This is a genomic window from Paramylibacter ulvae (assembly GCF_014652655.1).
Classification (GTDB): domain Bacteria; phylum Pseudomonadota; class Alphaproteobacteria; order Rhodobacterales; family Rhodobacteraceae; genus Amylibacter; species Amylibacter ulvae.
The window spans coordinates 210,674-233,317 of sequence record NZ_BMZF01000003.1 but is presented as its reverse complement, the minus strand read 5'-3'; the positions used below and the strand labels follow the sequence as shown (position 1 = coordinate 233,317).

At 52.0% G+C, this 22,644-nt stretch carries 20 protein-coding genes; all 20 read right to left on the bottom strand.

Going from position 1 to position 22,644, the window contains the following annotated elements:
• Nucleotides 1-255: 255 nt before the first annotated feature.
• The 20 genes from IE094_RS07895 to IE094_RS07800 all read right to left on the bottom strand — a co-directional run bounded on the left by IE094_RS07895 (nt 256) and on the right by IE094_RS07800 (nt 22,626).
• Nucleotides 256-1,653, bottom strand: coding sequence for an aspartate aminotransferase family protein (locus IE094_RS07895; RefSeq protein WP_189640029.1), 1,398 nt, complete (start codon nt 1,651-1,653; stop codon nt 256-258).
• Nucleotides 1,650-2,363 carry a type 1 glutamine amidotransferase gene (locus IE094_RS07890; protein WP_189640028.1) on the bottom strand — a complete coding sequence of 238 codons (714 nt, stop codon included), beginning with the start codon at nt 2,361-2,363 and terminating at the stop codon, nt 1,650-1,652. The genes IE094_RS07895 and IE094_RS07890 overlap by 4 nt, the downstream gene beginning before the upstream one ends.
• Nucleotides 2,364-2,376: 13 nt before the next feature.
• Complete coding sequence (locus tag IE094_RS07885) at nt 2,377-3,168, bottom strand: crotonase/enoyl-CoA hydratase family protein (RefSeq protein ID WP_373295861.1); 792 nt, start codon at nt 3,166-3,168, stop codon at nt 2,377-2,379.
• Complete coding sequence (locus IE094_RS07880) at nt 3,165-4,019, bottom strand: hydroxymethylglutaryl-CoA lyase (RefSeq protein WP_189640027.1); 855 nt, start codon at nt 4,017-4,019, stop codon at nt 3,165-3,167. Before IE094_RS07880 ends, IE094_RS07885 begins: the two co-directional genes overlap by 4 nt.
• Nucleotides 4,012-5,685, bottom strand: coding sequence for an AMP-binding protein (locus IE094_RS07875; RefSeq protein ID WP_189640026.1), 1,674 nt, complete (start codon nt 5,683-5,685; stop codon nt 4,012-4,014). The genes IE094_RS07880 and IE094_RS07875 overlap by 8 nt, the downstream gene beginning before the upstream one ends.
• Nucleotides 5,685-7,688 (bottom strand): acetyl/propionyl/methylcrotonyl-CoA carboxylase subunit alpha, encoded by a 2,004-nt coding sequence (locus IE094_RS07870; protein WP_189640025.1) that lies wholly within the window; start codon nt 7,686-7,688, stop codon nt 5,685-5,687. Before IE094_RS07870 ends, IE094_RS07875 begins: the two co-directional genes overlap by 1 nt.
• A gap of 10 nt (nt 7,689-7,698) precedes the next feature.
• Nucleotides 7,699-9,306 carry a carboxyl transferase domain-containing protein gene (locus IE094_RS07865; protein ID WP_189640024.1) on the bottom strand — a complete coding sequence of 536 codons (1,608 nt, stop codon included), beginning with the start codon at nt 9,304-9,306 and terminating at the stop codon, nt 7,699-7,701.
• The gene (locus IE094_RS07860; RefSeq protein WP_189640023.1) at nt 9,306-10,469 is read right to left on the bottom strand and encodes an acyl-CoA dehydrogenase family protein; all 1,164 of its coding nucleotides are present in this window, start codon (nt 10,467-10,469) and stop codon (nt 9,306-9,308) included. Before IE094_RS07860 ends, IE094_RS07865 begins: the two co-directional genes overlap by 1 nt.
• Nucleotides 10,469-11,074 carry a TetR/AcrR family transcriptional regulator gene (locus IE094_RS07855; protein WP_189640022.1) on the bottom strand — a complete coding sequence of 202 codons (606 nt, stop codon included), beginning with the start codon at nt 11,072-11,074 and terminating at the stop codon, nt 10,469-10,471. Before IE094_RS07855 ends, IE094_RS07860 begins: the two co-directional genes overlap by 1 nt.
• 82 nt (nt 11,075-11,156) lie before the next feature.
• Nucleotides 11,157-11,927 (bottom strand): enoyl-CoA hydratase, encoded by a 771-nt coding sequence (locus IE094_RS07850; RefSeq protein WP_189640021.1) that lies wholly within the window; start codon nt 11,925-11,927, stop codon nt 11,157-11,159.
• Nucleotides 11,928-11,939: 12 nt separating this feature from the next.
• Nucleotides 11,940-12,971, bottom strand: coding sequence for an enoyl-CoA hydratase/isomerase family protein (locus IE094_RS07845; protein ID WP_189640020.1), 1,032 nt, complete (start codon nt 12,969-12,971; stop codon nt 11,940-11,942).
• Nucleotides 12,972-14,120: an acyl-CoA dehydrogenase family protein gene (locus IE094_RS07840; protein WP_189640019.1), complete on the bottom strand. Its 1,149-nt coding sequence runs from the start codon at nt 14,118-14,120 to the stop codon at nt 12,972-12,974.
• Nucleotides 14,121-14,134: 14 nt separating this feature from the next.
• Nucleotides 14,135-14,902, bottom strand: a complete 768-nt coding sequence (locus tag IE094_RS07835; RefSeq protein WP_189640018.1) for an SDR family NAD(P)-dependent oxidoreductase — start codon at nt 14,900-14,902, stop codon at nt 14,135-14,137.
• A complete protein-coding gene (locus tag IE094_RS07830; RefSeq protein WP_189640017.1) occupies nt 14,899-16,080 on the bottom strand; it encodes a thiolase family protein in 1,182 nt (393 codons plus the stop codon). Before IE094_RS07830 ends, IE094_RS07835 begins: the two co-directional genes overlap by 4 nt.
• Before the next feature lie 22 nt (nt 16,081-16,102).
• The gene (locus IE094_RS07825) at nt 16,103-17,071 is read right to left on the bottom strand and encodes an NAD(P)H-dependent flavin oxidoreductase (RefSeq protein WP_189640016.1); all 969 of its coding nucleotides are present in this window, start codon (nt 17,069-17,071) and stop codon (nt 16,103-16,105) included.
• Nucleotides 17,072-17,094: 23 nt separating this feature from the next.
• Complete coding sequence (locus IE094_RS07820) at nt 17,095-18,309, bottom strand: phenylacetate--CoA ligase family protein (RefSeq protein ID WP_189640015.1); 1,215 nt, start codon at nt 18,307-18,309, stop codon at nt 17,095-17,097.
• Nucleotides 18,309-19,133 (bottom strand): ABC transporter ATP-binding protein, encoded by an 825-nt coding sequence (locus IE094_RS07815; protein WP_099592361.1) that lies wholly within the window; start codon nt 19,131-19,133, stop codon nt 18,309-18,311. The genes IE094_RS07820 and IE094_RS07815 overlap by 1 nt, the downstream gene beginning before the upstream one ends.
• Before the next feature lie 70 nt (nt 19,134-19,203).
• Entirely contained in the window at nt 19,204-20,490 is a 1,287-nt protein-coding gene (locus tag IE094_RS07810; RefSeq protein ID WP_189640014.1) for an ABC transporter substrate-binding protein, read from the bottom strand.
• 58 nt (nt 20,491-20,548) lie between these two features.
• A complete protein-coding gene (locus IE094_RS07805; protein ID WP_189640013.1) occupies nt 20,549-21,625 on the bottom strand; it encodes a branched-chain amino acid ABC transporter permease in 1,077 nt (358 codons plus the stop codon).
• Nucleotides 21,626-21,627: 2 nt separating this feature from the next.
• Complete coding sequence (locus IE094_RS07800; protein WP_189640012.1) at nt 21,628-22,626, bottom strand: branched-chain amino acid ABC transporter permease; 999 nt, start codon at nt 22,624-22,626, stop codon at nt 21,628-21,630.
• Between the last annotated feature and the right edge of the window lie 18 nt (nt 22,627-22,644).

Genomic DNA, 22,644 nt, shown 5'->3' with positions numbered 1-22,644 from the left:
CACAAACACCCCGCAACCTGATTGGGTTGCGAGGGTTCATGCATATTTGCATATGGGTCTTGAAATTGGGCGGGCCCGCCGTTGCGGTTGTTCAATCAAACGGGGGTTTTATATCCGTTTGTCCAAGGCTTTCGCCTATCCACCGATGATTTTGGAACCTGTCTGTGGGTGCCAGCCCACAAACAAGTGAAACCACTTTGACGTCGGGAATGTTATAGCGTGAAATGCGTTAGGATTTGATGAGCATAGCGTTCGCTATCCTGCCACCATCAACCCATCCGCTGTTGCCTTGGCCAATGTTTGATCCAATGATTTGACGGCGCGTTCAATCAACACATCCACATCCGATGTGGTCAGAACAAGTGGCGGTGAAATAATCATGCGATCACCGACATGGCGCATGACCAGACCGTTTTCAAAACAAAACTCTCGGCAAATAAACCCAACCGTCCCCGCATCCGATTTGAACGGCGCGCGTGCAGATTTATCTGGGGTCATCACGATTGATCCCATCATGCCCACAATATTTGTTTCGCCAATCAACGGGTGATCCGCCAAAGCGTGCCATTTTTCGGCCAGATAGGGCATGGTGGTTTCACACGCGGTTTCGATGATTTTTTCCTCTTGCAAAATTCGCAGATTTTCCAAGGCCACAGCGGCGGACACAGGATGCCCGTTATAGGTATAACCGTGGTTAAAATCGCCTGCGTTATTAACCACATCGGCGATTTCATCGCTGATCAATGACCCACCGATCGGGGCGTAACCCGATGATAGCCCCTTGGCGATGGTCATAATATCGGGGCGAATGTCATAGGTTTGCGACCCAAACCAATTGCCCGTGCGCCCAAATCCACAAATCACCTCATCCGCGATTAACAGGATGTCATGCGCATCACAAATGCGCTGAATTTCTGGCCAATATGTTGCGGGGGGAACGATCACACCGCCCGCACCCTGTACCGGTTCGGCGATAAATGCAGCCACGTTATCTTCGCCAAGTTCGGCGATTTTCAATTCCAATTGGCGCGCACGTTCAAGACCGAAATCTTCGGGAGATAAATCGCCACCCTCTGCATACCAATTTGGCTGATCGATATAGGCAATGCCCGGAATCGGAAGCCCACCTTGCGCATGCATCCCTGACATGCCACCCAATGACGCGCCACCAATTGTTGACCCGTGATAGGCATTTTTGCGGCTGATAATTGTGGTTTTCGTGGGCTTGCCCTTGGCGGCCCAATAATGGCGCACCATGCGGATGTTTGTATCATTCGCCTCGGAACCTGAACCTGCATAAAAAACGTTGTTAATATGGGCGGGTGCCAGTTCAGCGAGCTTTGCACTTAATGCAATTGCGGGCACATGCGTGGTTTGAAAAAACGTGTTGTAATAGGGCAATTGTTCCATTTGTGCGGCGGCCACATTGGCCAATTCTTTACGCCCATATCCAATATTCACACACCACAGGCCTGCCATGGCATCCAGCATCTGATTGCCGTCAGAATCCGTTAATGTCACGCCATTTGCGGCGGTAATCACTCGCGCACCCTTTTTCGCAAGCTCTGCGCCAGCGGTAAACGGGTGCATGTGGTGCGCGGCATCAAGTGCTTGTAATTCGGCGGTGGGCAGATGGTTGGTGATTTTATTCATGATGCTTCCTTTGTGCCCTGTGATGTGGCGCCCTGTTTTGCCGCCATGAAAAAATCGCGCACCATTTCAACCAACTTGGGCGTTGATAATGGTTCGTCGGTCAAACTGTCGGCGACTTGTTTTGCCTGTGCATCGTCAAATACGGAATAGCGTGCCGCCAGCAACCCTTTGGCGAATTCCGTGGTGAATTCGGGATGGGGTTGCCATGACATGGCGTTTGATCCGTATGATAGCCCTGCATATCTGCAAAAATCGGTTTCCATTGTGGGCGTTGCCATGGGTGGGATTTCAACCACTTGGTCCTGATGCCAGCCGATCATAGTTAGCGTTTCATCACCCATGCGATAATCCGTGCGCCCCGCCGCCCAGCCACCGTCAAATTTCACAACCTTGCCGCCCAAGGCCTGTGCCATGATTTGATGGCCAAAACAAAACCCCGCCATGGGGACGTTTTTTGCAAAGCTTTCGCGGATGAAATTTTCAAGCGGGGGGATCCAATCGTGATCCTCATAGGCGCCATGTTTGGAACCCGTCACAATCCAGCCATCCTTGGACGTGACCGATTCGGGGAATTCATTGTGCAAAACGGGAAATGTTTCAAATTCAAACCCAAGCCCTGCCAACAGGCGAACGAACATCTGATCGTAATCGCCATGTTTGCCGATCAATTCATCAGGTGCGTGCCCTGTTTGCAAAATGCCAATTTTCATGTCGCATCTTTCGTCAATCTGCCCAGCTTGGGGTCGTTTTGTTTAAAAACGCATCCAAACCTTCGGATGCTTCTGCACCCTCCCAGACGTCTGCTAAAAGGGTGATTGTTTCGTCGATTACCGCATCATCAATTTTAGGGCCAAGTTTGCGCGCCAATGCCTTTGCATGGCCCACCGCTTGTGGTGCGACGTGCAAATATGGCGCGATTTCTGCTTCGATGGCAAGGGGCAAATCGGATGCATCCACGCTTTTGGCGATGATGTTTAATGCCGCTGCCTCGGTCGCATCAAAAATGCGTGCAGACATGAAAACGCGCCGTGCGAAACCCTCGCCCATACGCGCGATCACATAGGGGCTAATCGTTGCGGGGATAAGACCCAGTTTGGTTTCCGTCAGACCAAATTTTGTACCCGTCTGTGCAATCGCCACATCACAGACACAGGCCAAACCAACCGCGCCACCAAATGCGCCGCCATGAATTTGCCCGATAAGGGGTGTTGGCATGGTATTCAATGCCTGCAACATGGTGGCCAGTTTGCGTGCCTCGGCCATGCGGGTTTGGCGATCCGCGTTAATTTGATCCATCATCCACTGCAAATCGCCACCCGAACAGAACAATTTGCCAGCACCCTTGATCACAATTGCCCGCGTTTCATCCGCTGCACCCAGGTTTTGCGCCATATGGGTCAGATCCAGCATCATCTGTGCATTCAACGCATTGCGTTTATCAGGGCGGTTCATGGTCACGGTGGCAACACCGCGATCATCCATCGAAATTTCAAGCGTTTCATATGTTGTCATCATGCTGTCCTTAATGATTTTGCGAATGCGCCCATGGCGCGCAATTTTTCCAGATCAATGCCCGTTTCAAACCCACGATCATGCAATAATTGCACCACAGATTCAGATGCCACATTCCCCGCCGCACCCGGTGCATATGGGCAACCGCCCAATCCGCCAACGGCGGCGTCAAATGTGCGCAACCCCCGATCAAGGCTGGTTGAAATATTGTCCAGCGCCCGCCCGTTTGTATCGTGATAATGCCCAGCCAGTTTATCCGCAGGAACCGCCGCCAACACGGACGATAACATCGCATCAATCGTATCGGGTGTGCCCGCACCAATGGTGTCGCCAAGGCTGATTTCATAACAACCAACGGCGAACAATCGCGCCGCCACATCCGCCACCGCCGATGGTGCAACATCGCCATCATAAGGGCATTTTATCACACAAGACACATAACCACGCACAGGTATCCCCGCCGATTTTGCCGCCGCGATAATCGGGGCAAAACGATCAAAGCTTTCGTCAATGGAACAGTTGATGTTTTTCTGGCTGAACCCTTCTGATGCGGAGGCGAAAATCGCGATTTCATCGGCGCGCGCCGCAATCGCACCATCATATCCGCGCATATTGGGCGTGAGTGCTGCGTAAGATACACCATCGCGCCGCCTGATCCCCGCGAATACATCCGCTGCATCGGCCATTTGTGGCACCCATTTGGGGCTGACAAAGCTGCTGACCTCTATCTTTTGCAGGCCGCAATCGGACAGGCCATCAACCAGTGCGATTTTTTGCGCTTTCGGGATTTGCACGGATTCATTTTGCAACCCATCGCGTGGCCCCATTTCAAATAATGTCACATGTTCAGCCATTTTGTTCCTCCGATGCGGCCTCTGCCTTGGCCAATGCGCGTAATTCGTGGCGAATGATTTTGCCTGTGGTCGTCATTGGCATTTCATCCAAAAACCTTACCACGCGCGGGTATTCATATGCGGCAAGCTGTGATTTCACATGACCGGCAATGTCACCTGCCAATTCATCGTTGGGTTCGAAACCCGCGATTAAAGTCACATAGGCGGCGATCACGCTGCCCCGCGTTGCATCAGGTTTGCCAACGACGCCTGCGAATTGAACGGCCTTATGCGTTGTGATGCAATCCTCGATTTCAGCGGGGCCAATGCGATATCCAGCCGAGCTGATCACATCATCATCGCGCCCGATGAATTGGAAATGCCCCGATGGGGTTTGCAATCCACGGTCCCCCGTCAATAACCATTTGCCATCCGCGCCGCTTACAAATTTTTCCGCTGTTGCGGTTTCATTGTTCCAATACCCCAGAAACATCACAGGATCGGGGGATTTCACGCCAATTGCGCCCTCGGTATCGGCTGGTAACTTTGCGCCCGTGGTTTCATTAATGATCGCAACATTATGCCCAACAACACCGCGCCCCATGATCCCCGCCGCAACGGGTTCCAGCCCCGCACAGGATGACACAATCATATTGCATTCGGTCTGGCCGTAAAATTCGTTGATCGCCACGCCAAACGCGCGATTGCCCCATTCAAGCAAATCCGCGCCTAGCGATTCACCCCCGCTGGCCACCGCGCGTAAATTCAATGCGTATCGTTCTGGGTTTTCGAGTTTTCGCATCATTTTCAACGCGGTTGGCGGTAGGAAAGAATTGGTAACACCGTGTTTGCGCATCAATTCAAACGCCCCGATCCCGTCGAATTTTTCAAATCGATGGGCGATCACGCTCGCACCATGATGCAATGCTGGCATCATCACATCAAGCAATCCACCAATCCACGCCCAATCAGCGGGTGTCCAGAACACATCGCCCTGATCACCAATGAAATTATGGCTGGTCTCGACCCCTGGCAAATGGCCCAGCAACACGCGGTGTGCATGCAACGCACCCTTGGGATTGCCCGTGGTGCCAGAGGTGTAGATCAACAATGCCGGATCATCAGCGCGGGTTTTGTTGGGCGTGAAATCAATGCTTTCATCCGCGATGAGCGTATCGAAATGATGCGTGTCATCCACACCATTATCAATGCAAATCACATGGCGCAGTTCCGGTAATTCATTGCGCAGGCTGGCGATTTTTGCAGCCCCTGTTGCATCCGTGATAACTGCAACCGCACCTGCATCGCGCAGGCGATGCAGCAATGCAAGCCGTTCAAACAATGTGAACAATGGAATGCTGATACAACCCATTTTTGACAATGCGATATGGGATAATGCGGTTTCAACGCATTGGGGCAATAACACCCCAACGCGATCACCAAATGCGCCCGATTTGCCGATCCCCAAACGGGACAGCGCATGGGCCAGCCGATTGGATTGATCGCGCAAATTGGCAAAGCTGTGTCGCACCCCCTTGCCCGATGATTTCACATCGATAATGGCAATACGATCAGGGTCGCGATCCGCCCAGCGATCACAGATATCAACGCCGATATTATAAAATTCGGGGATATCCCATGCGAATTCCGCATTCAGCGCATCAAAGCTGTTGACGATGGGCAGCATTAGATATCGACGGGTTCAAGTTGCAATAACATCGCGCCATCCAACACCTGATCACCGACATCTGTCAAAACCTCTGCAATGATACCATCACGCGGCGCGGTTAGGCTGTGTTCCATTTTCATTGCTTCCAGCATGATCAAAACATCGCCCTTGGACACGGATTGCCCCGCATGCGCGTTCAACAATTTCACCAATCCGGGCATGGGGGCGATGATCCCATCACCACCATCGGCGGCGTCACTGCTGCCGAGTAATGGGTCTGGGCGTGTGAAATGGAGCGTTTGCGCATTAGCAAAAACGCTGATCGCGTTGTCACCTTGATAGAGCGATACGATGCTGGTCACACCGTCATGTAACAGGGTGAAATCACCGTTTTGCCCTGCTTGAATGTGCAGCCTTGATTCAACATCACCTTGGGTGATTTTAAACTGATCATGCCCCAAAATTTCCACATGGCATTGCAATGTGTCATCACCCATCAGCAATATCGCCACGGGATTGGCAACACCCCATGCGCGAAATCCTGATTTTGCGGCGAATGGATCATGTGATTGTGCGCCGTCCAGTAGCCCCAAAGATGCCACAGCGGCAAAACCGATCAATTCAGCGGGCGCGGTTCCCATATCGGTCAGCGCATCAATATCGCGTGCGATCAATCCTGTGTCCACTTGTCCTGCGCCAACCCCATCATGGGCGGCAAGGGCCGATAGGAAACCGATATTGGTCACAGACCCTGCGATATGCGTATCGGCAAGGGCTGCGCGCAATTGTCCAAGTGCGGCGGCGCGGGTTGGGCCGTGTACGATAACCTTTGCGATCATCGGGTCGTAATAGGGGCTGATGGCATCGCCCATGCGTACACCGCTGTCAATGCGTGTTGACCCAAGTGCGAATTGTGATCCTGTTGGGAATTGCAAATGATGCAATGTGCCTGTTGATGGCAAGAAACCCTTTGGCACGTCTTCGGCGTAGACGCGTGCCTCGAACGACCAACCGTTGATGCGCAGATCATCCTGTTTCACGGGCAATTCTTCGCCAGCGGCGACGCGCAGTTGGAGTTCAACAAAATCAAGCCCTGTGATCGCTTCGGATACGGGGTGTTCCACTTGTAATCGGGTGTTCATTTCCATGAACCAGAACCCATCGGTGCGCAAACCATCGCCACCATCAACGATAAACTCTACTGTGCCAGCGCCAACATAGTTCACCGCCTTGGCCGCATCGATTGCCGCCTGTCCCATGGCGGCGCGCACATCGGCGGGCATGTCGGGTGCGGGGGCTTCTTCGATTACCTTTTGATGGCGACGTTGCAGCGAACAATCGCGTTCAAACAGGTGGATCACATTGCCATGTTCATCGCCAAACACCTGAATTTCGATGTGGCGCGGTGATGTGATGTATTTTTCAACCATACAGATCGGATCGCCAAAGCTTGCTGACGCTTCGCGCTGTGCGGAATCAAGTGCGGCGGAAAAATCAGCGGCGTTTTCAACCAAACGCATGCCTTTGCCACCGCCCCCTGCGCGCGCTTTGATCAACACGGGGTATCCGATTTTCTCGGCCTCGGATTGCAGTAATTCCAAATCTTGGCTTTCCCCGTGATAACCGGGCACAACAGGAACGCCCGATTTTTGCATCAGGTTTTTCGCCGCATCTTTCAGCCCCATCGCACGAATCGCATCCGCAGATGGCCCGATAAATTTAAGCCCTGCTGCAACAACCGCATCAACAAAATCGGGATTTTCGGATAAAAACCCATATCCCGGATGAATGGCCTGTGCGCCGGTTTTTAAGGCCGCCGCTATAATGCGATCACCCAAAAGATAGCTTTCATTCACCGCAGGTGGGCCGATGTGCACCGCCTGATCGGCCAGCGCCACATGTTTGGAATGCGCATCCGCATCGGAATAAACGGCCACGGTTTGCACACCCAAACGACGTGCGGTTTCAATCACGCGGCATGCAATTTCGCCGCGGTTTGCAATCAGAATTTTATCAAACATCGCGATCCCCTTACATGCGGAACACGCCAAACTGCGTGTCCTCGATTGGTTGGTTCAATGCCGCAGATAGCGACAACGCAAGCACATCACGCGAATGGCGCGGATCAATGATCCCATCATCCCAGAGCCGTGCAGAGGCATAGAGCGGGTGCGATTGTTCTTCGAACATATCAATGGTGGGCTGTTTGAATGCGGCTTCTTCTTCCGCTGACCATGTGCCACCTTTGCGTTCAATCGCATCGCGGCGCACGGTGCCAAGCACCCCTGCCGCCTGTTCGCCACCCATCACGGAAATCCGTGAATTTGGCCATGTCCACAAAAATCGCGGAGAATAGGCGCGACCACACATGCCATAATTTCCCGCACCAAATGATCCGCCCACCAGCATGGTGATTTTAGGCACATTGGTTGTGGCAACGGCTGTGACAAGTTTCGCACCATCCTTGGCAATGCCACCTGTTTCGTATTTTTCACCAACCATAAACCCCGTGATATTTTGCAAAAACACCAATGGGATTTTGCGCTGGCTGCACAATTGCACAAAATGCGCGCCCTTAAGCGCGGATTCAGAAAATAAAACACCGTTATTGGCGATAATGCCAACGGGCATGCCTTTGACATGGGCAAAACCACAGACAAGCGTTGTGCCATATCGCGCCTTGAATTCATCAAAGCGGCTTCCGTCCACCAGACGTGCGATCACCTCGCGGATATCATAGGGGGTTTTAAGATCCGCTGGCACCACACCAAGGATTTCGGATGGATCATAAAGCGGGTCTTCTGGTGTTTGAAATTCGATATTTGAATTTTTGGGACGGTTAAGGTTTCCAACCGCTTGGCGTGCCAATGCAAGCGCATGTGCATCATCATCGGCCAAATAATCCGCAACACCCGACAGGCGGGTGTGGACATCACCACCGCCAAGGTTTTCCGCCGAAACAACCTCGCCCGTCGCGGCCTTGACCAATGGCGGGCCTGCAAGGAAAATCGTGCCCTGTTCGCGCACAATGATCGTAACATCAGACATGGCGGGCACATATGCGCCCCCTGCCGTGCATGACCCCATCACCACCGCGATTTGGGGAATACCCATTGCGGACATATTCGCCTGATTGAAAAAGATACGGCCAAAATGATCGCGATCGGCGAAAACTTCGTCTTGGTTTGGCAGGTTTGCACCGCCACTATCGACCAGATAAACGCAAGGAAGATTGTTTTGCTGTGCGATTTCTTGGGCGCGGAGGTGTTTTTTCACCGACATGGGGAAATATGTGCCACCTTTCACGGTGGCATCATTGCAAATCACCATCACATCGCGCCCAGACACACGCCCAATACCCGCAATCATTCCCGCCGATGGACATGCGCCATCGTACAAACCGTTGGCGGCAAACATCCCCACCTCAAGAAACGGGGAACCTGGATCAAGCAAGCCTTGTACGCGGTCACGGGGCAACATTTTGCCACGCGATAAATGGCGTTCGCGTGGGCCATCGCCGCCCCCTGCCATTGCGGTGTTGGCCGCGGTTTCAATGCCACCCATCGCCGATAAATGTGCGGCCGTGTTGGCGGCAAAGCTTTCGGAATTTGGTGAAATTTGCGAGCGAAGAACGGCCATTATGCCATCGCCGCCATCAATTCGCGCCCGATCAACATACGGCGAATTTCCGATGTGCCCGCACCGATTTCCATTAGTTTAGCATCGCGGAACAGGCGTGATACCACGCTTTCGTTCATAAACCCAGTGCCACCCATTGCCTGTACGGCCTGATGGGCGACTGTCATTGCCTCTTCTGACGCGTAAAGCACACATGCGGCGGCGTCTTGGCGGGTAACTTCGCCACGATCACAGGCCTTGGCGACCTCGTAGACATAGGCGCGCGCGGAATTCATTTTGGTATACATATCCGCAATTTTACCCTGCATCAGTTGGAACGAACCAATTGGTTTTCCAAACTGTTTGCGTTCCACCATATATGGCATGACCTCATCCAGACAGGCCGCCATAATGCCAAGGCCAATGCCAGAAAGAACAACGCGTTCGTAATCAAGGCCAGACATCAAAACGTTCACGCCCTTGCCTTCTTCGCCAAGGATATTTTCAAACGGTACTTCGACGTTTTCAAAGACCAATTCCACGGTGTTTGATCCGCGCATACCCAATTTATCAAAATGTTTGGATTGGCTGAAACCATGCATGTCTTGTTCGATCAAAAATGCGGTCATGCCTTTGGAACCAGCTTCGGGGTCGGTTTTGGCGTAAACTACCAATGTGTTCGCCTCGCCCCCGTTTGTGATCCAAAATTTCGTGCCGTTTAATGTGTAATACCCATTCTTTTTTTCCGCCTTAAGCTGCATACCAACAACATCGGAACCCGCACCGGCCTCTGACATTGCAAGTGCGCCAACGCGAGTGCCTGCAATCAAATCTGGCAGGTATTTTTGTTTCTGCTCTGGAGTGCCGTTCAGATTGATTTGATTAACGCAAAGGTTGGAATGAGCACCATATGAAAGCGACACAGATGCGGATGCACGTGCGACCTCTTCCACCGCGACAACATGGGCAAGGTATCCCATTTCAACGCCACCAAATTCGACGGGAACGGTAATGCCATGCATCCCCATTTCACCCATTTCCGCCCAAAGCTCGGCTGGAAATTCATTGGCCACATCGGTTTTTTCCGCCAATGGCTTGATGCGATCCTGTGCGAAACGATGCATCGTTTCGCGCAATGCGTTGACGTCTTCACCAAGGTCGAATTTCATAGATGCGTTAAACATTACAGCTCCTCCAGCTTGCATCCCACGGCGCGCAAAATGAATGCGGCATAGGTATTTTCAATGTCTTTGGCCGACAAGCGACCCGTTGTTTTAAACCAAGTATTCACGCCCGTCAGGCTGGCCAAAACGGCCATCGTTGCGACATGGGCATCATCAATTTCAAATTGGCCACTGGCCTGTCCCGCATCGATAATGGATCGCGGAATTTGTTCATATTCGCGGCGCAGGGTTTCGATGGTCTCAAAATTATCAGGTTCCAATGCCCGCAGTTCCATATAGGAAATGAACACCTGATCGGGGCGGGCGATATTGTATCGAATGTGAAACCGCGCAAAATGGGCAAGTGTAGCTGCTGGGGTCATCCCCGTGGTGATTTCGCCCTGCCACGCATCCAACAGACCCGTCATGTGATCCGCCATAAGGCGATGCAAAATCGCCTGTTTGGTGGGAAAATGGTTGTAAATTGCGGATGCGTTCACCCCCACCGCATCGGCAATCATGCGCATTGATACGGCCGCATAACCGAGGCGTGCGATCAATGCCAGACTTTCATCCAGAATACGATCGGCGGTTTTTACACCTGTTGATGCCTTGGGGCGTGCCATGTGAAACCTTAATTAATGAACGTTCGTTCATTTAATCAGACATAGGCACGCAAATCAAGGATTCTGTTGGTAATGATCGTGCTTATTTGCCTTTGAATTCGGCTTTTCGTTTCTCTGCGAATGCCGCCATGCCTTCTTTTTGATCTTCGGTGGCAAACATGGATTGGAATACGCGGCGTTCAAACATCAAGCCTTCGCGCAGGCTGGATTCCAATGCACGTTCCACGGTTTCGCGTGCCATCATCACACTTGGCTTACCAAAGGATGCGATTGTTTCGGCCGCCTTCATGGTTTCGGCCATCAGTTCATCATTGGCAATCACACGTGCGGCCAGACCTGAACGTTCGGCCTCTACTGCGTCCATCATGCGACCTGTCAGGATCATATCCATGGCTTTGCTTTTGCCGACCAGTTTGGTCAGGCGTTGTGAACCACCCATGCCCGGCATCACGCCCAGCTTGATTTCAGGCTGTCCAAATTGCGCGGATTCAGCGGCAAAAATCATGTCACACATCATCGCCAATTCACAGCCACCGCCCAGCGCGTAACCCGCAACAGCGGCGATTTTTGGCGTGCGCATCGCTGCAAATTTATCCCAATCTGCAAACAGATCATTGGTGAAAACATCCATATATGTTTTGCTGCCCATTTCCTTGATATCCGCCCCTGCGGCGAATGCCTTTTCGTTGCCCGTGAGCACGAAACAGCCAACGGATGGATCGCGATCAAGCGGGACGAGCGTTTCAACGATCTCTTCCATGATTTCTTGGTTCAAAGCATTAAGCGCCTTTGGACGGTTCAGTTCAACCAGAACAACGCCGCCGGTTTGGGTTACTTTGATAGAATTTGGCATCGGGGGGATTCCTTATAGGTTCAAGTCGCCATCTGGCGCGGGTTGCATCAATTCGTCAATCAATGATTGGGGAATGTCGGCGATGGATTTGAAACGCCAATTTGGATTGCGGTCTTTGTCGATCAACATGGCACGCACTCCTTCGACGAAATCGCTTTGCTCGGCACAGCGTGACACAAACCGATATTCATTGCGAAGCGCCAATTTGATATCGCCACCACGTGCAGCGCGGATTAATTCCAATGTCATCACCGCCGACAATGGTGCGCCGTGGGAAATTTGTTTGCGCGTTTTTGCGCCCCATTCGGTGTCATCACCGTCAAGGGCCGCATTGATTTGCGCCATATCGGGCAGACCAAACACCGCATCAATTGTGGATTGTTGATCGGCAAGCGCACTGTTTGGTGGGGACTGGGCAAAATTTGCGATCACGCCCACATCGCCCGTTTTCACCAACTCATCCAGCAACGCGGGCAATTGTTCATGTGGCACATAAAAATCGGCCTGCCCTGCATAAATGCAATCAGCACCGTTCATACGTGCACCGGTGATACCCAGATATTCACCAAGGCTCCCGCGTGCATTTGCCAGCAAATATGTGCCACCAACATCGGGGATCAAACCGATGGCGCATTCGGGCATGGCAAACATGGTGCGATCGGTGACAATGCGATGCGATCCATGTGCAGAGACACCAACACCACCGCCCATCACAATGCCATCCATCAATGCAACATAGGGTTTGGGAAATTCTGCGATCATCGCATTCACACGATATTCATCGCGCCAGAATTTATGACCAAAACCGATATTTCCAGCGCGGCTTTCATGATAAAGTTGGGTCACGTCACCACCGGCACAAAATGCCTTGTCCCCTGTCGCATCAATCACAACAGCCTTGATCGTATCATCCATGGCCCAAGCAACAAGCGCGGGTTCCATTGCATCGACCATGCCTTGGGTTAAGGCATTCAGCGCCTTTGGGCGATTCAATGTGATATGGCCAATATGTCCGTTTTGACGGATCAGGATTTCGTCATCCATTTAATTGCCTCGTTCAGCCAGCAATGTGCGTGCGGTGATTAAATTCATCACCTCCGATGTGCCCTCTAGGATTTGGTGCACACGCAGATCACGCACGATTTTTTCAACTTTGTAGTCTTCAAGATATCCATAACCGCCATGCAATTGTAATGCTTCGTTGGCAACGCGGCTTGCCGCCTCGGTTACGAATTTCTTGGCCATGGCGCAATGTTTGCTGGCGTCATGTTGTGCATTGTCCAATTTCCACGCTGCTTGGCGTAAAAATACACGCGACGCCTGTAATTCAATTTCCATTTCGGCCAGTTTGAATTGCAGCGCTTGGAATTGATCAAGCGTTTTGCCGAATGCCTTGCGCTCGCCCACATAGGCAAGCGCCATATCAAGTGCCGATTGCGCCGCCCCCAATGCACAGGCCGCAATGTTCAATCGCCCGCCATCAAGGCCTTCCATTGCGTATTTGAAACCTTTGCCCTCGTCACCCAGCAAATTATGCGCAGGGATTTCGCAATTATCCATTTGCACCTGTGCGGTTGGTTGTGCTTTCCATCCCATCTTTTTCTCTAGCGCGCCAAACGATAGACCCGTTGCACCATCGGGAACCAGAGCGGTTGAAATACCCTTTGGCCCTGCCTCGCCCGTGCGACACATCACAACGTACAGATCAGCAAAACCGCCACCTGAAATAAACGCCTTGTTTCCCGTCAGCGCATAGCCCGCATCGGTTTTTTCCGCTTTGGTGCGCAATGCGGCTGCATCGGAACCAGACCCCGGCTCGGTCAAACAATAAGCTGCGATTTTTTCCATGGAAATCAGTTTAGGCAGCCATTCATCCTTGGCCTGATCGGTGCCATACTTTGCCACCATATTGGTGCACATATTATGGATCGACAGGAATGCCGCAACGGATGGGCACGCCGCGCTTAATGCTTCAAAAATCAGGGTCGCATCAAGGCGTGATAACCCTGTCCCGCCTTGATCCTCTGGCACATAAAGTGCGGCAAAGCCGAGTTCGGCCGCACCTTCCAAAACGCTACGCGGGATCGCGCCCGCCGCTTCCCAGTCATAGGCGAACGGGGCGATATGTTCCTGACCAAAGGCATAGGCCGTGTCAAAAAACATTTGTTGTTCTTCTGAAATTCCAAAATCCATGATCGATCCTTGGGTTATCTAGGCGCCATACGGATCGCACCGTCAAGGCGGATCACTTCGGCATTGAGCATCGCATTTTCCACCATATGGCGGGCAAGTGATGCATATTCGTCTGGCGCACCCAAACGCGATGGGAATGGAATATCGGCCGCCAACGCATCCTGCACCTCTTGTGGAAATGCCTTGACCATGGGTGTTCCAAAAATTCCCGGTGCGATGGCGTTTACACGTACACCTTTGTCCGACAGATCACGCGCCATGGGCAATGTCATGCCAACGATGCCACCCTTGGATGCGGAATAGGCGATTTGCCCGATTTGCCCATCATATGCCGCAACCGATGCGGTGTTGATGATGATGCCGCGTTCACCATCGGCGTTCAACGCATCGCTTGCAGCCATTCCCTCTGCCGCTTGGCTGGCGGTGTTGAATGATCCGATCAGGTTCACACCAATGGTTTTGGCGAATAATGCGGGATCGTGCGCCGCACCGCGTGATACGGTTTTACGCGCCGGTGCGATGCCCGCGCAATTGATCAAAATGCGTTCTTGGCCATGTGCCGCACGTGCCGTTTTGAACCCATCCGCGACAGACGCCGGATCGGACACATCCACATGCACATAGATCCCACCAATTTCAGCGGCGACCGCATTTCCCATTTCATCGTTCAGGTCAAAAATCGCAACCTTTGCGCCCAGTTTGGCGAACATAACCGCACAGGCATGGCCCAGACCAGATGCACCACCAGTGACGACAACGGGGGTATTTTTATCAATAATCATACGCGTTCAATGGCGATGGCCAAACCTTCGCCGCCTCCGATACAAATTGCGGCGATACCGCGTTTCAGGTCACGTTTTTCAAGCGCGTTCAGCAAGGTCACGATAATACGCGTACCAGATGCGCCAATGGGATGACCCAGCGCACATGCACCGCCATTCACATTGATTTTTTCGCGTGGAATGTTCAATTCATGCATGAATGCCATTGGTACAACGGCGAATGCTTCGTTGACCTCCCACAGATCAACATCATCAACAGACCAGCCCAGTTTTTCCAACAGCTTTTGCGCCGCTGGTACGGGTGCGGTTGTGAACCATTCAGGCGCATGTGCATGACCCGCAGACCCCACGATACGGGCGCGAATGTTTAGCCCCTTGGCCTTGGCCACATCTTCGGCGGCGATCACCATTGCGGCGGCACCATCAGAAATGGATGAAGCGTTCGCTGCCGTGACTGTGCCATCCTTTGCAAATGCAGGGCGCAGTTGTGGAATTTTTTCTGGGCGTGCTTTGGCGGGTTGTTCATCGGCAGAAACAGTGGTTTCACCACGGCGTGTTTTAACGGTGACGGGAAAAATTTCGCCATCGAATGCGCCAGATTTTTGCGCCTCTAATGCATTGGATAATGATTTGAGCGCATATTCATCCTGTGCTTCGCGGGTGAACTGGTATTTCTGGGCGCACATTTCGGCAAAATGTCCCATCAATTTACCCTTGTCATATGCATCTTCCAGACCATCAAGGAACATATGATCCAACATGGTGGTGTGACCAAGGCGTGCGCCACCGCGTGCATTGGGTGCCAAATACGGGGCGCGCGTCATGCTTTCCATGCCACCTGCGACAACGATATCGTTGCTGCCTGCTTTGATTTGATCGGTGGCCATGGATACGGTTTTCATGCCCGATCCGCAGACCTTGTTCACCGTGGTGGCGGGTGTATTTTCGCCCAGTTCAGCAAAAATGCCTGCTTGGCGTGCGGGCGCTTGGCCAACACCCGCTGGCAACACACAGCCCATTAGCAATTCGTCGATATCAGCGGCAGATGCGCCAGCATTTGTTAACGCCGCCTTGATCGCATCGGCACCCAAATCGGGTGATGCCACATCGGACAGATCGCCCTGAAATCCCCCGATGGGGGTGCGTGCGGCCCCTGCGATTACAACTGATTTTGTCATGATGTCACCTTTCGTACAGTGATTAATTCTGGGTAAATGGCGTTCCCGCCAATAAGGTTTCAGCGCCCGCCATGATATCATTCATAATATCGCTGGTCGGGCGTATTTCGTTGATGATCCCCACGGCCTCGCCCACGATGGGGTTGGCGATTTTGGGGTTGCCTGCGGCAAGGGCCGCGTTCCATTGATCAATTGCAGCACCATCCTTGCGAAGCGCATCTTCGGCCCCGTGCCATTGATCGGAAAATTCGTTTTTCATGACGCGGATATTATATCGCGCAGGCCAATTTTTGTTGCGCGTGATATCAATCACCGTGGTGCGTAGCGTTTGATCACCATCCGCCGCCATCGCCGCGTTTTGCATATTTTGATGCGCCAAACATTCACCGCTTGCCCAAAAACGTGAACCGATCACAACACCATCTGCACCCAACATCAACGCCGCCGCAATGCCACGCCCATCGGCGATACCACCCGCGGCACATAGCAATGTTTGGGGGGAATGGGCGGCGATGTAATCCGCGACCTCTGGCACAAATGACATCGTGGCGCGTGATTGGCCGTGGCCGCCGCCTTCGCTGCCTTGGGCGACGATGACATCGGCGCCAGCATCAATTGCAGCGCGTGCATCGGCCATGGTTTGCACCTGTGCGATCATCACTGCACCCGATGACTTAATCGCATCAACATAAGGGGCAACGTTGCCAAAGGACAAAAATACGGCGCGTGGTTTACGCGCAAGTGCGATATCAAGCGCCGCTGGATTTTCATCCAACGCCCATGTGATAAACCCAACACCGATGGGCGCATCACCCGCGTTGGCCAATTCCGTGGTTAACCAATCGACATCGCCATATCCACCACCGACAAAGCCCAAGCCACCCGCGTTTGAAACACTCGCCGCCAATTTGCCACCCGCAGCCATCGCCATTGGTGCCAAAATGATCGGATGCTGAATGCCCAGCATTTGGGTAAGTCGTGTGTGAATCATACCAGTGCCTTGGTTTTGAAACCCTAGGTTAGGTCGCGTTTATCTTGAATGACAAGCCCATCTTTTGGCAAAGCATCTTTCGCAACGATTTCGATATCTGCGCGCAATTTTAATACGTCACGCACGGCGTTTTCGAAATGCTTTTCATCCCCATGATCGGTTTCAAGACGCACCGTCATATTATCGGTGCTGCCGTCATGCGTAACCTCGATGCGTGCCTTGTGGATTTCGGGGTGGCGTTCGATCAGGGTCGCAACCTGTTCAGGGCGCACGAACATACCCTTAACCTTGGTTGCTTGATCGGCGCGCCCTTGCCAGCCAGCGATGCGCATATTTGTGCGCCCACAAGCCGATACACCCGACAGCGTTGACGACATGTCGCCCGTTGCAAATCGGATCAGCGGATAATCTGGATTAAGGGTTGTGACCACAACCTCGCCAATTTCACCAGCTGCGACAGGATTGCCCGTGCCCGGTGTGACGATTTCAACGATCACGCCTTCGTCCACGATCATGCCATCCATCGCATCGGTTTCATAGGCCACATGCCCCAAATCAGCCGTGCCGTAACATTGCAAACAGCTAATACCGCGATCAATGTAATATTGGCGCAGTTGTGGAAACAACGGTCCGCCGCTTACCAATGATTTGGTGATTTTGGACAGATCAAGGCCAAGCGCATCACCCTTTTCCAAAATCATCTTAAGAAAATCGGGCGTGCCCGCGTATGCGGTGACGCCGATATCGGTAGCCACGCGTGCCTGTTGTTCGGTCTGGCCAGTTCCCGCGGGGAAAATTGTTGCACCAATCGCCGACGCGCCATTTTCAAACATCATCCCCGCAGGGGTGAAATGGTACGAAAACGTGTTTTGCACGATGTCATTAGCGTTCAGCCCTGCCGCATTCATCGCCCGCCCAAAACGCCACCAATCATGCGATGTGTGGCCGATTTCATAAATCGGACCGGGTGATTGAAAAATGTGACGCGCCGCCAAGGCATCGGCATAACCGCCAAGGGGTGCGTTATGTTTTTGTGCATCCAGCAATGCGGATTTGCGCAAAACTGGCAGATCAGCCAAATCATCCACAGTGGTAATTTTGGCCGCATCGACCCCCGACAACGCGCCCGATTGGGCGGTGTTTTGGGCGCGCGCAATCTGTGCTGGCAAGGCAATTGCCAGATCATTTGCGCGTTGATCCGCAGTGCGGGTTTCAAGCGCATCAAAGTATTGTGTCATTAGCTGAGCCACCTTTTACGACGACGATAAGAACGCACATCACGAAAGGATTTGCGCCCCTCGTCCGACATGCCAAGATAGAATTCTTTTACATCTGGGTTTTCGCGCAATTCGGCGGCGGGGCCGTCCATTACCACACGACCAGATTCCAAAATATAGCCGTAATGCGCAAAGCGCAGCGCCACATTGGTGTTTTGTTCGGCGAGCAGAAATGAAACGCCTTCTTTTTCGTTCAAATCTTTGACAATGCCAAAAATTTCTTCGACCAATTGCGGTGCAAGCCCCATGGAAGGTTCATCAAGCAATACGGTTTCAGGGCGCGACATGAGTGCGCGACCAATAGCAACCATTTGTTGTTCACCACCCGAAGTATATCCCGCCTGTGATTTGCGCCGTTCGCGCAGGCGTGGGAAATATTCGTAAACCATTTCCAGATCTTGTGCCAATTCGGCGCGGCTGGCACGGCGTGTATATGAACCTGTCATCAAGTTTTCTTCGACGGTGAGGTGTTCGAAACAATGACGGCCTTCCATCACCTGAATAACACCAGATTTCACCAATGCTGCGGGGTTCAAATCGGCAACGGCATTGCCGCGATATTTGATCGACCCTTTGGTGACCTCGCCACGTTCGGAATGCAGCAAGTTTGATATCGCCTTGAGCGTGGTGGTTTTACCCGCACCATTGCCCCCCAACAGCGCGGTAATCCCGCCCTTTGGCACAGAGAGGCTCACACCCTTGAGCACAAGGATCACGTGATTATAAATCACCTCGATATTGTTCACCTCAAGCAGTGTCTCTGAATTTTCTGTTGTGTCTAGCATGGTTCACAAAACCCTTTTTCAATGGGTGCCCTTGGCCGCGCGGGCCAAGGGCGTTGGTTCGTTCATTTGCTTAGTTACAGCGTTCTTCGATGTTGTTTTCAGCGGCGAATGCCATGCTGTCTTCAACGATCAATTCGCCAATCACTTCCATGTCGGATGGCGCATAATCGGAAATCAATTTCCATTCTTTTGCACCAGCATCCCATTGCGCCACACCACCCAAACCTGGGCCGCCGTGGTTTTCACAAGACACGGAAAATGATGGGCCAAAGTTTGGCATGCCAAGAGCGGTCATTTTCGCCTCGTCAATCACCAATGCTTCCATGCCATCACGCATCATTGCTGGTGTGATGTCTTTTACGCCGTGGATTTCTTGGGCTGTTTTTGCAGCCTCGACCGCCAACATCGCCGCGTAAAAACCACGGTTGTAAACGGCTGTACCGATCTGATCGCCAGCGCCCGCAGCATTGCCCGGTTCAACAACGTATTTTTGAACATCCGCAAATACAGGATAGTCTTTGCCCACCCCGTGGAATGTTAATGCCTTGTAACCGTTGGCAGCATCGCCCGCTGGCAATACGTCATGTTCACCACCTGACCACCAGATGCCGATGAAATTTTCCATTGGGAAACGGATGTTTGCCGCCTCTTGCACAGCAACTTGGTTCATCACACCCCAGCCGTACATCACAACGTAATCCGGTTTTTCACGGCGAATTTGTAGCCATTGTGATTTTTGCTCTTGGCCTGGGTGATCCACCGCAAGAAGGCTCAGCTTAAAACCATGCTTTTTGGAAAGCTCTTCCAATGTGCGGATTGGTTCCTTGCCGTAGGCAGAGTTGTGATAGACCAGCGCAATTGTTTTGCCTTCGATGTTGCCATCGTTGATATCCAAAATGTGGTTCACCGCGTTTGATGCACCATTCCAGTAGTTGGCTGGATAGTTAAACACGTTTGAAAACACTTTGCCGTTGGCAGCGGACGTACGACCGTAACCCATTGTGTGCATTGGAATGCCGTCTGCCGTCACCTTTGGGATCAACTGATATGTGATACCTGTGGACAATGGTTGATAAACAAGTGCGCCTTCGCCCTTGGTTGACTCATAACATTCCACACCTTTTTCGGTGTTATAACCCGTTTCGCATTCGATCATTTTGATCGGCACGCCACCGATGCCACCATCACGCGCATTCACCATAGTGAAATAATCCGCGTAACCATCAGCAAACGGAATACCACCCGCCGCATATGGGCCTGTGCGATAGCTCAGTGATGGGAACACAAGGTCCGCCAGCACAGGGCTTGCCATTGTAATTGCGGTCGCTGCAAAGGCGGCCAGTTTAGTCATTTTCATGTCGTTTTCCTCCCTAAGGTTGACATAAGTTCTGCGCGAACGCGCAAATTGTTTGGCCCTAATGTGGGAAGGGCCAAAGACGTAGTTTTTCCTTGGCCAAGCGCCACAATTGCGCCAGCCCATGTGGTTCAACGATCAAGAATAGAACGATCAAGCCACCTACGATTACAAATTCAAAATGTGCCGCCATGTCCGTGGGCCACCCCAATTGGCCAACCATGACGTTTTTCAACAATACGGGCATCAAAACCATGAATGCCGCACCTGCGAATGATCCAAATATGGACCCCAAGCCACCGATAATCACCATGAACAAGATCAGGAATGATTTGGAGATACCAAACGCTTCGCCGACCTCTGCCGCACCAAGGTAAACCGCGAATAACATTGCACCCGCAATCCCGATATAAAAGCTGGATACGCCAAATGCAGTCAGTTTGGTTTTCAACGGATTTACCCCGATGATTTCCGCGGCGATATCCATATCACGAATGGCCATCCATTTGCGCCCATTGGCACCCCGTGTAAGGTTACGCGCAGCCCATGCAAGGATCACAACAAAGCACAGACAAAACAGATAGCTGACCGCAGGTAATGCATTCGCACCCGTCACGGCATAGCCAAATATCGAGCGTTCTGGTGCAGAAATTTGCCCAGATGCAGAGTAGTTATAAAACCACGGCACCTTGTTGAACAACCAGACAAGGAAAAATTGCGCGGCCAGCGTGGCCACCGCCAAATAGAACCCTTTGATCCGCAACGATGGCAAACCAAACAGCATCCCCACCAACGCGGTGACACCACCCGATAAGAAAATCACAAAAACGATATTCAGATCAGGAAAACCCGTCATCAATTTATATGCAGCATAGGCACCAACGGCCATAAACCCACCCGATCCAAGGCTGACCTGTCCACAATATCCCGTCAAGATATTCAACCCGATCGCGGCAATGGCATAGATCAGGAATGGCAGAACAACCGCGTTGATCCAATAATCATTGATGATGAATGGCACCACCAAAAAGGCAAACGCCAGTGTGATGAAATAGCCCCAGCGATCAAACGCAATCGGGAATGTTTGTTGATCCTTGGCATAGGATGTTTTGAAATCACCTGCTTCGCGATAAATCATGATTACACCCTCTCGATAATTTTTTCGCCGAACAGACCTTGGGGTCTGAAGACAAGGAACAGTAATGCCAGCATATAGGCGAACCAGTTTTCCGTGGCGCCGCCCAAGAAAGGCGCACCGATCAGGAATTCAAACATCTTTTCACCGACGCCGATAATCAACCCGCCGATGATCGCACCCGGGATGGATGTAAATCCACCCAGCATTAACACTGGTAATGCCTTAAGCGCGATCAAGGACAGGGAGAATTGCACGCCTGATTTGGAACCCCACATGATCCCCGCAACCAATGCGACAAAACCTGCAATTGACCAAACGATCACCCAGATGGATCGCAATGATATACCAACCGACAATGCCGCCTGATGGTCATCGGCCACCGCACGCAATGCGCGACCCGTTTTGGTGTATTGGCTGAATAAAACAAGGCTGGTCACAAGGATCGCCGCCAGAACTGTGGCCCAGATATCTAGGTTATCAAGATAGAAACCATAGAAATCTTCGCCGCCCAAAAAGGCTGTGTTTTCCTCAAGCCAGATATTGCCGCCCTGCGGAATGCCGACATCCAATTTTTTGATGTCAGAGCCCCACATCAGATCGCCAAAACCTTCCATGAAATAGGCTAACCCAATGGTCGCCATAAACAGGATAATCGGTTCTTGATTCACCAGATGTTTGAGAATGTATCGCTCCACAAGGAAGGCGAATAATATCATCACACCAAGCGCACATAGAATTGCCAGAAATGCGGGCATATGCCAGCCAAAATGGTGTAAATCCGTGCCAAAAATCGCATTGATCAGATGTGCAAACGGGATTTGTCCATTTTGAAACCCGACCAATGTAAGGGCTGCAAACAGCGCCATCACACCTTGGGCATAGTTGAAAATACCAGAAGCCTTGAAAATCAGAACAAAGCCAAGTGCAACAAGGGAATACATAACCCCCGCCATCAGGCCGTTAAGGAAAACCTCGACCCCGAAATAGAAATTAGCGCTCATTGATTTACCCTCGTCTTG

Bases quoted from the DNA above. Each gene is read 5' to 3' on its own strand.
- IE094_RS07825 (WP_189640016.1), bottom strand. From the start codon at position 17,071: ATGATTCACACACGACTTACCCAAATGCTGGGCATTCAGCATCCGATC.
- IE094_RS07800 (WP_189640012.1), bottom strand. From the start codon at position 22,626: ATGAGCGCTAATTTCTATTTCGGGGTCGAGGTTTTCCTTAACGGCCTG.
- IE094_RS07830 (WP_189640017.1), bottom strand. From the start codon at position 16,080: ATGACAAAATCAGTTGTAATCGCAGGGGCCGCACGCACCCCCATCGGG.
- IE094_RS07875 (WP_189640026.1), bottom strand. From the start codon at position 5,685: ATGCTGCCCATCGTCAACAGCTTTGATGCGCTGAATGCGGAATTCGCA.
- IE094_RS07895 (WP_189640029.1), bottom strand. From the start codon at position 1,653: ATGAATAAAATCACCAACCATCTGCCCACCGCCGAATTACAAGCACTT.
- IE094_RS07815 (WP_099592361.1), bottom strand. From the start codon at position 19,133: ATGCTAGACACAACAGAAAATTCAGAGACACTGCTTGAGGTGAACAAT.
- IE094_RS07880 (WP_189640027.1), bottom strand. From the start codon at position 4,019: ATGGCTGAACATGTGACATTATTTGAAATGGGGCCACGCGATGGGTTG.
- IE094_RS07860 (WP_189640023.1), bottom strand. From the start codon at position 10,469: ATGTTTAACGCATCTATGAAATTCGACCTTGGTGAAGACGTCAACGCA.
- IE094_RS07870 (WP_189640025.1), bottom strand. From the start codon at position 7,688: ATGTTTGATAAAATTCTGATTGCAAACCGCGGCGAAATTGCATGCCGC.
- IE094_RS07835 (WP_189640018.1), bottom strand. From the start codon at position 14,902: ATGATTATTGATAAAAATACCCCCGTTGTCGTCACTGGTGGTGCATCT.
- IE094_RS07850 (WP_189640021.1), bottom strand. From the start codon at position 11,927: ATGCCAAATTCTATCAAAGTAACCCAAACCGGCGGCGTTGTTCTGGTT.
- IE094_RS07820 (WP_189640015.1), bottom strand. From the start codon at position 18,309: ATGACACAATACTTTGATGCGCTTGAAACCCGCACTGCGGATCAACGC.
- IE094_RS07810 (WP_189640014.1), bottom strand. From the start codon at position 20,490: ATGAAAATGACTAAACTGGCCGCCTTTGCAGCGACCGCAATTACAATG.
- IE094_RS07890 (WP_189640028.1), bottom strand. From the start codon at position 2,363: ATGAAAATTGGCATTTTGCAAACAGGGCACGCACCTGATGAATTGATC.
- IE094_RS07840 (WP_189640019.1), bottom strand. From the start codon at position 14,120: ATGGATTTTGGAATTTCAGAAGAACAACAAATGTTTTTTGACACGGCC.
- IE094_RS07865 (WP_189640024.1), bottom strand. From the start codon at position 9,306: ATGGCCGTTCTTCGCTCGCAAATTTCACCAAATTCCGAAAGCTTTGCC.
- IE094_RS07885 (WP_373295861.1), bottom strand. From the start codon at position 3,168: ATGATGACAACATATGAAACGCTTGAAATTTCGATGGATGATCGCGGT.
- IE094_RS07845 (WP_189640020.1), bottom strand. From the start codon at position 12,971: ATGGATGACGAAATCCTGATCCGTCAAAACGGACATATTGGCCATATC.
- IE094_RS07805 (WP_189640013.1), bottom strand. From the start codon at position 21,625: ATGATTTATCGCGAAGCAGGTGATTTCAAAACATCCTATGCCAAGGAT.
- IE094_RS07855 (WP_189640022.1), bottom strand. From the start codon at position 11,074: ATGGCACGCCCCAAGGCATCAACAGGTGTAAAAACCGCCGATCGTATT.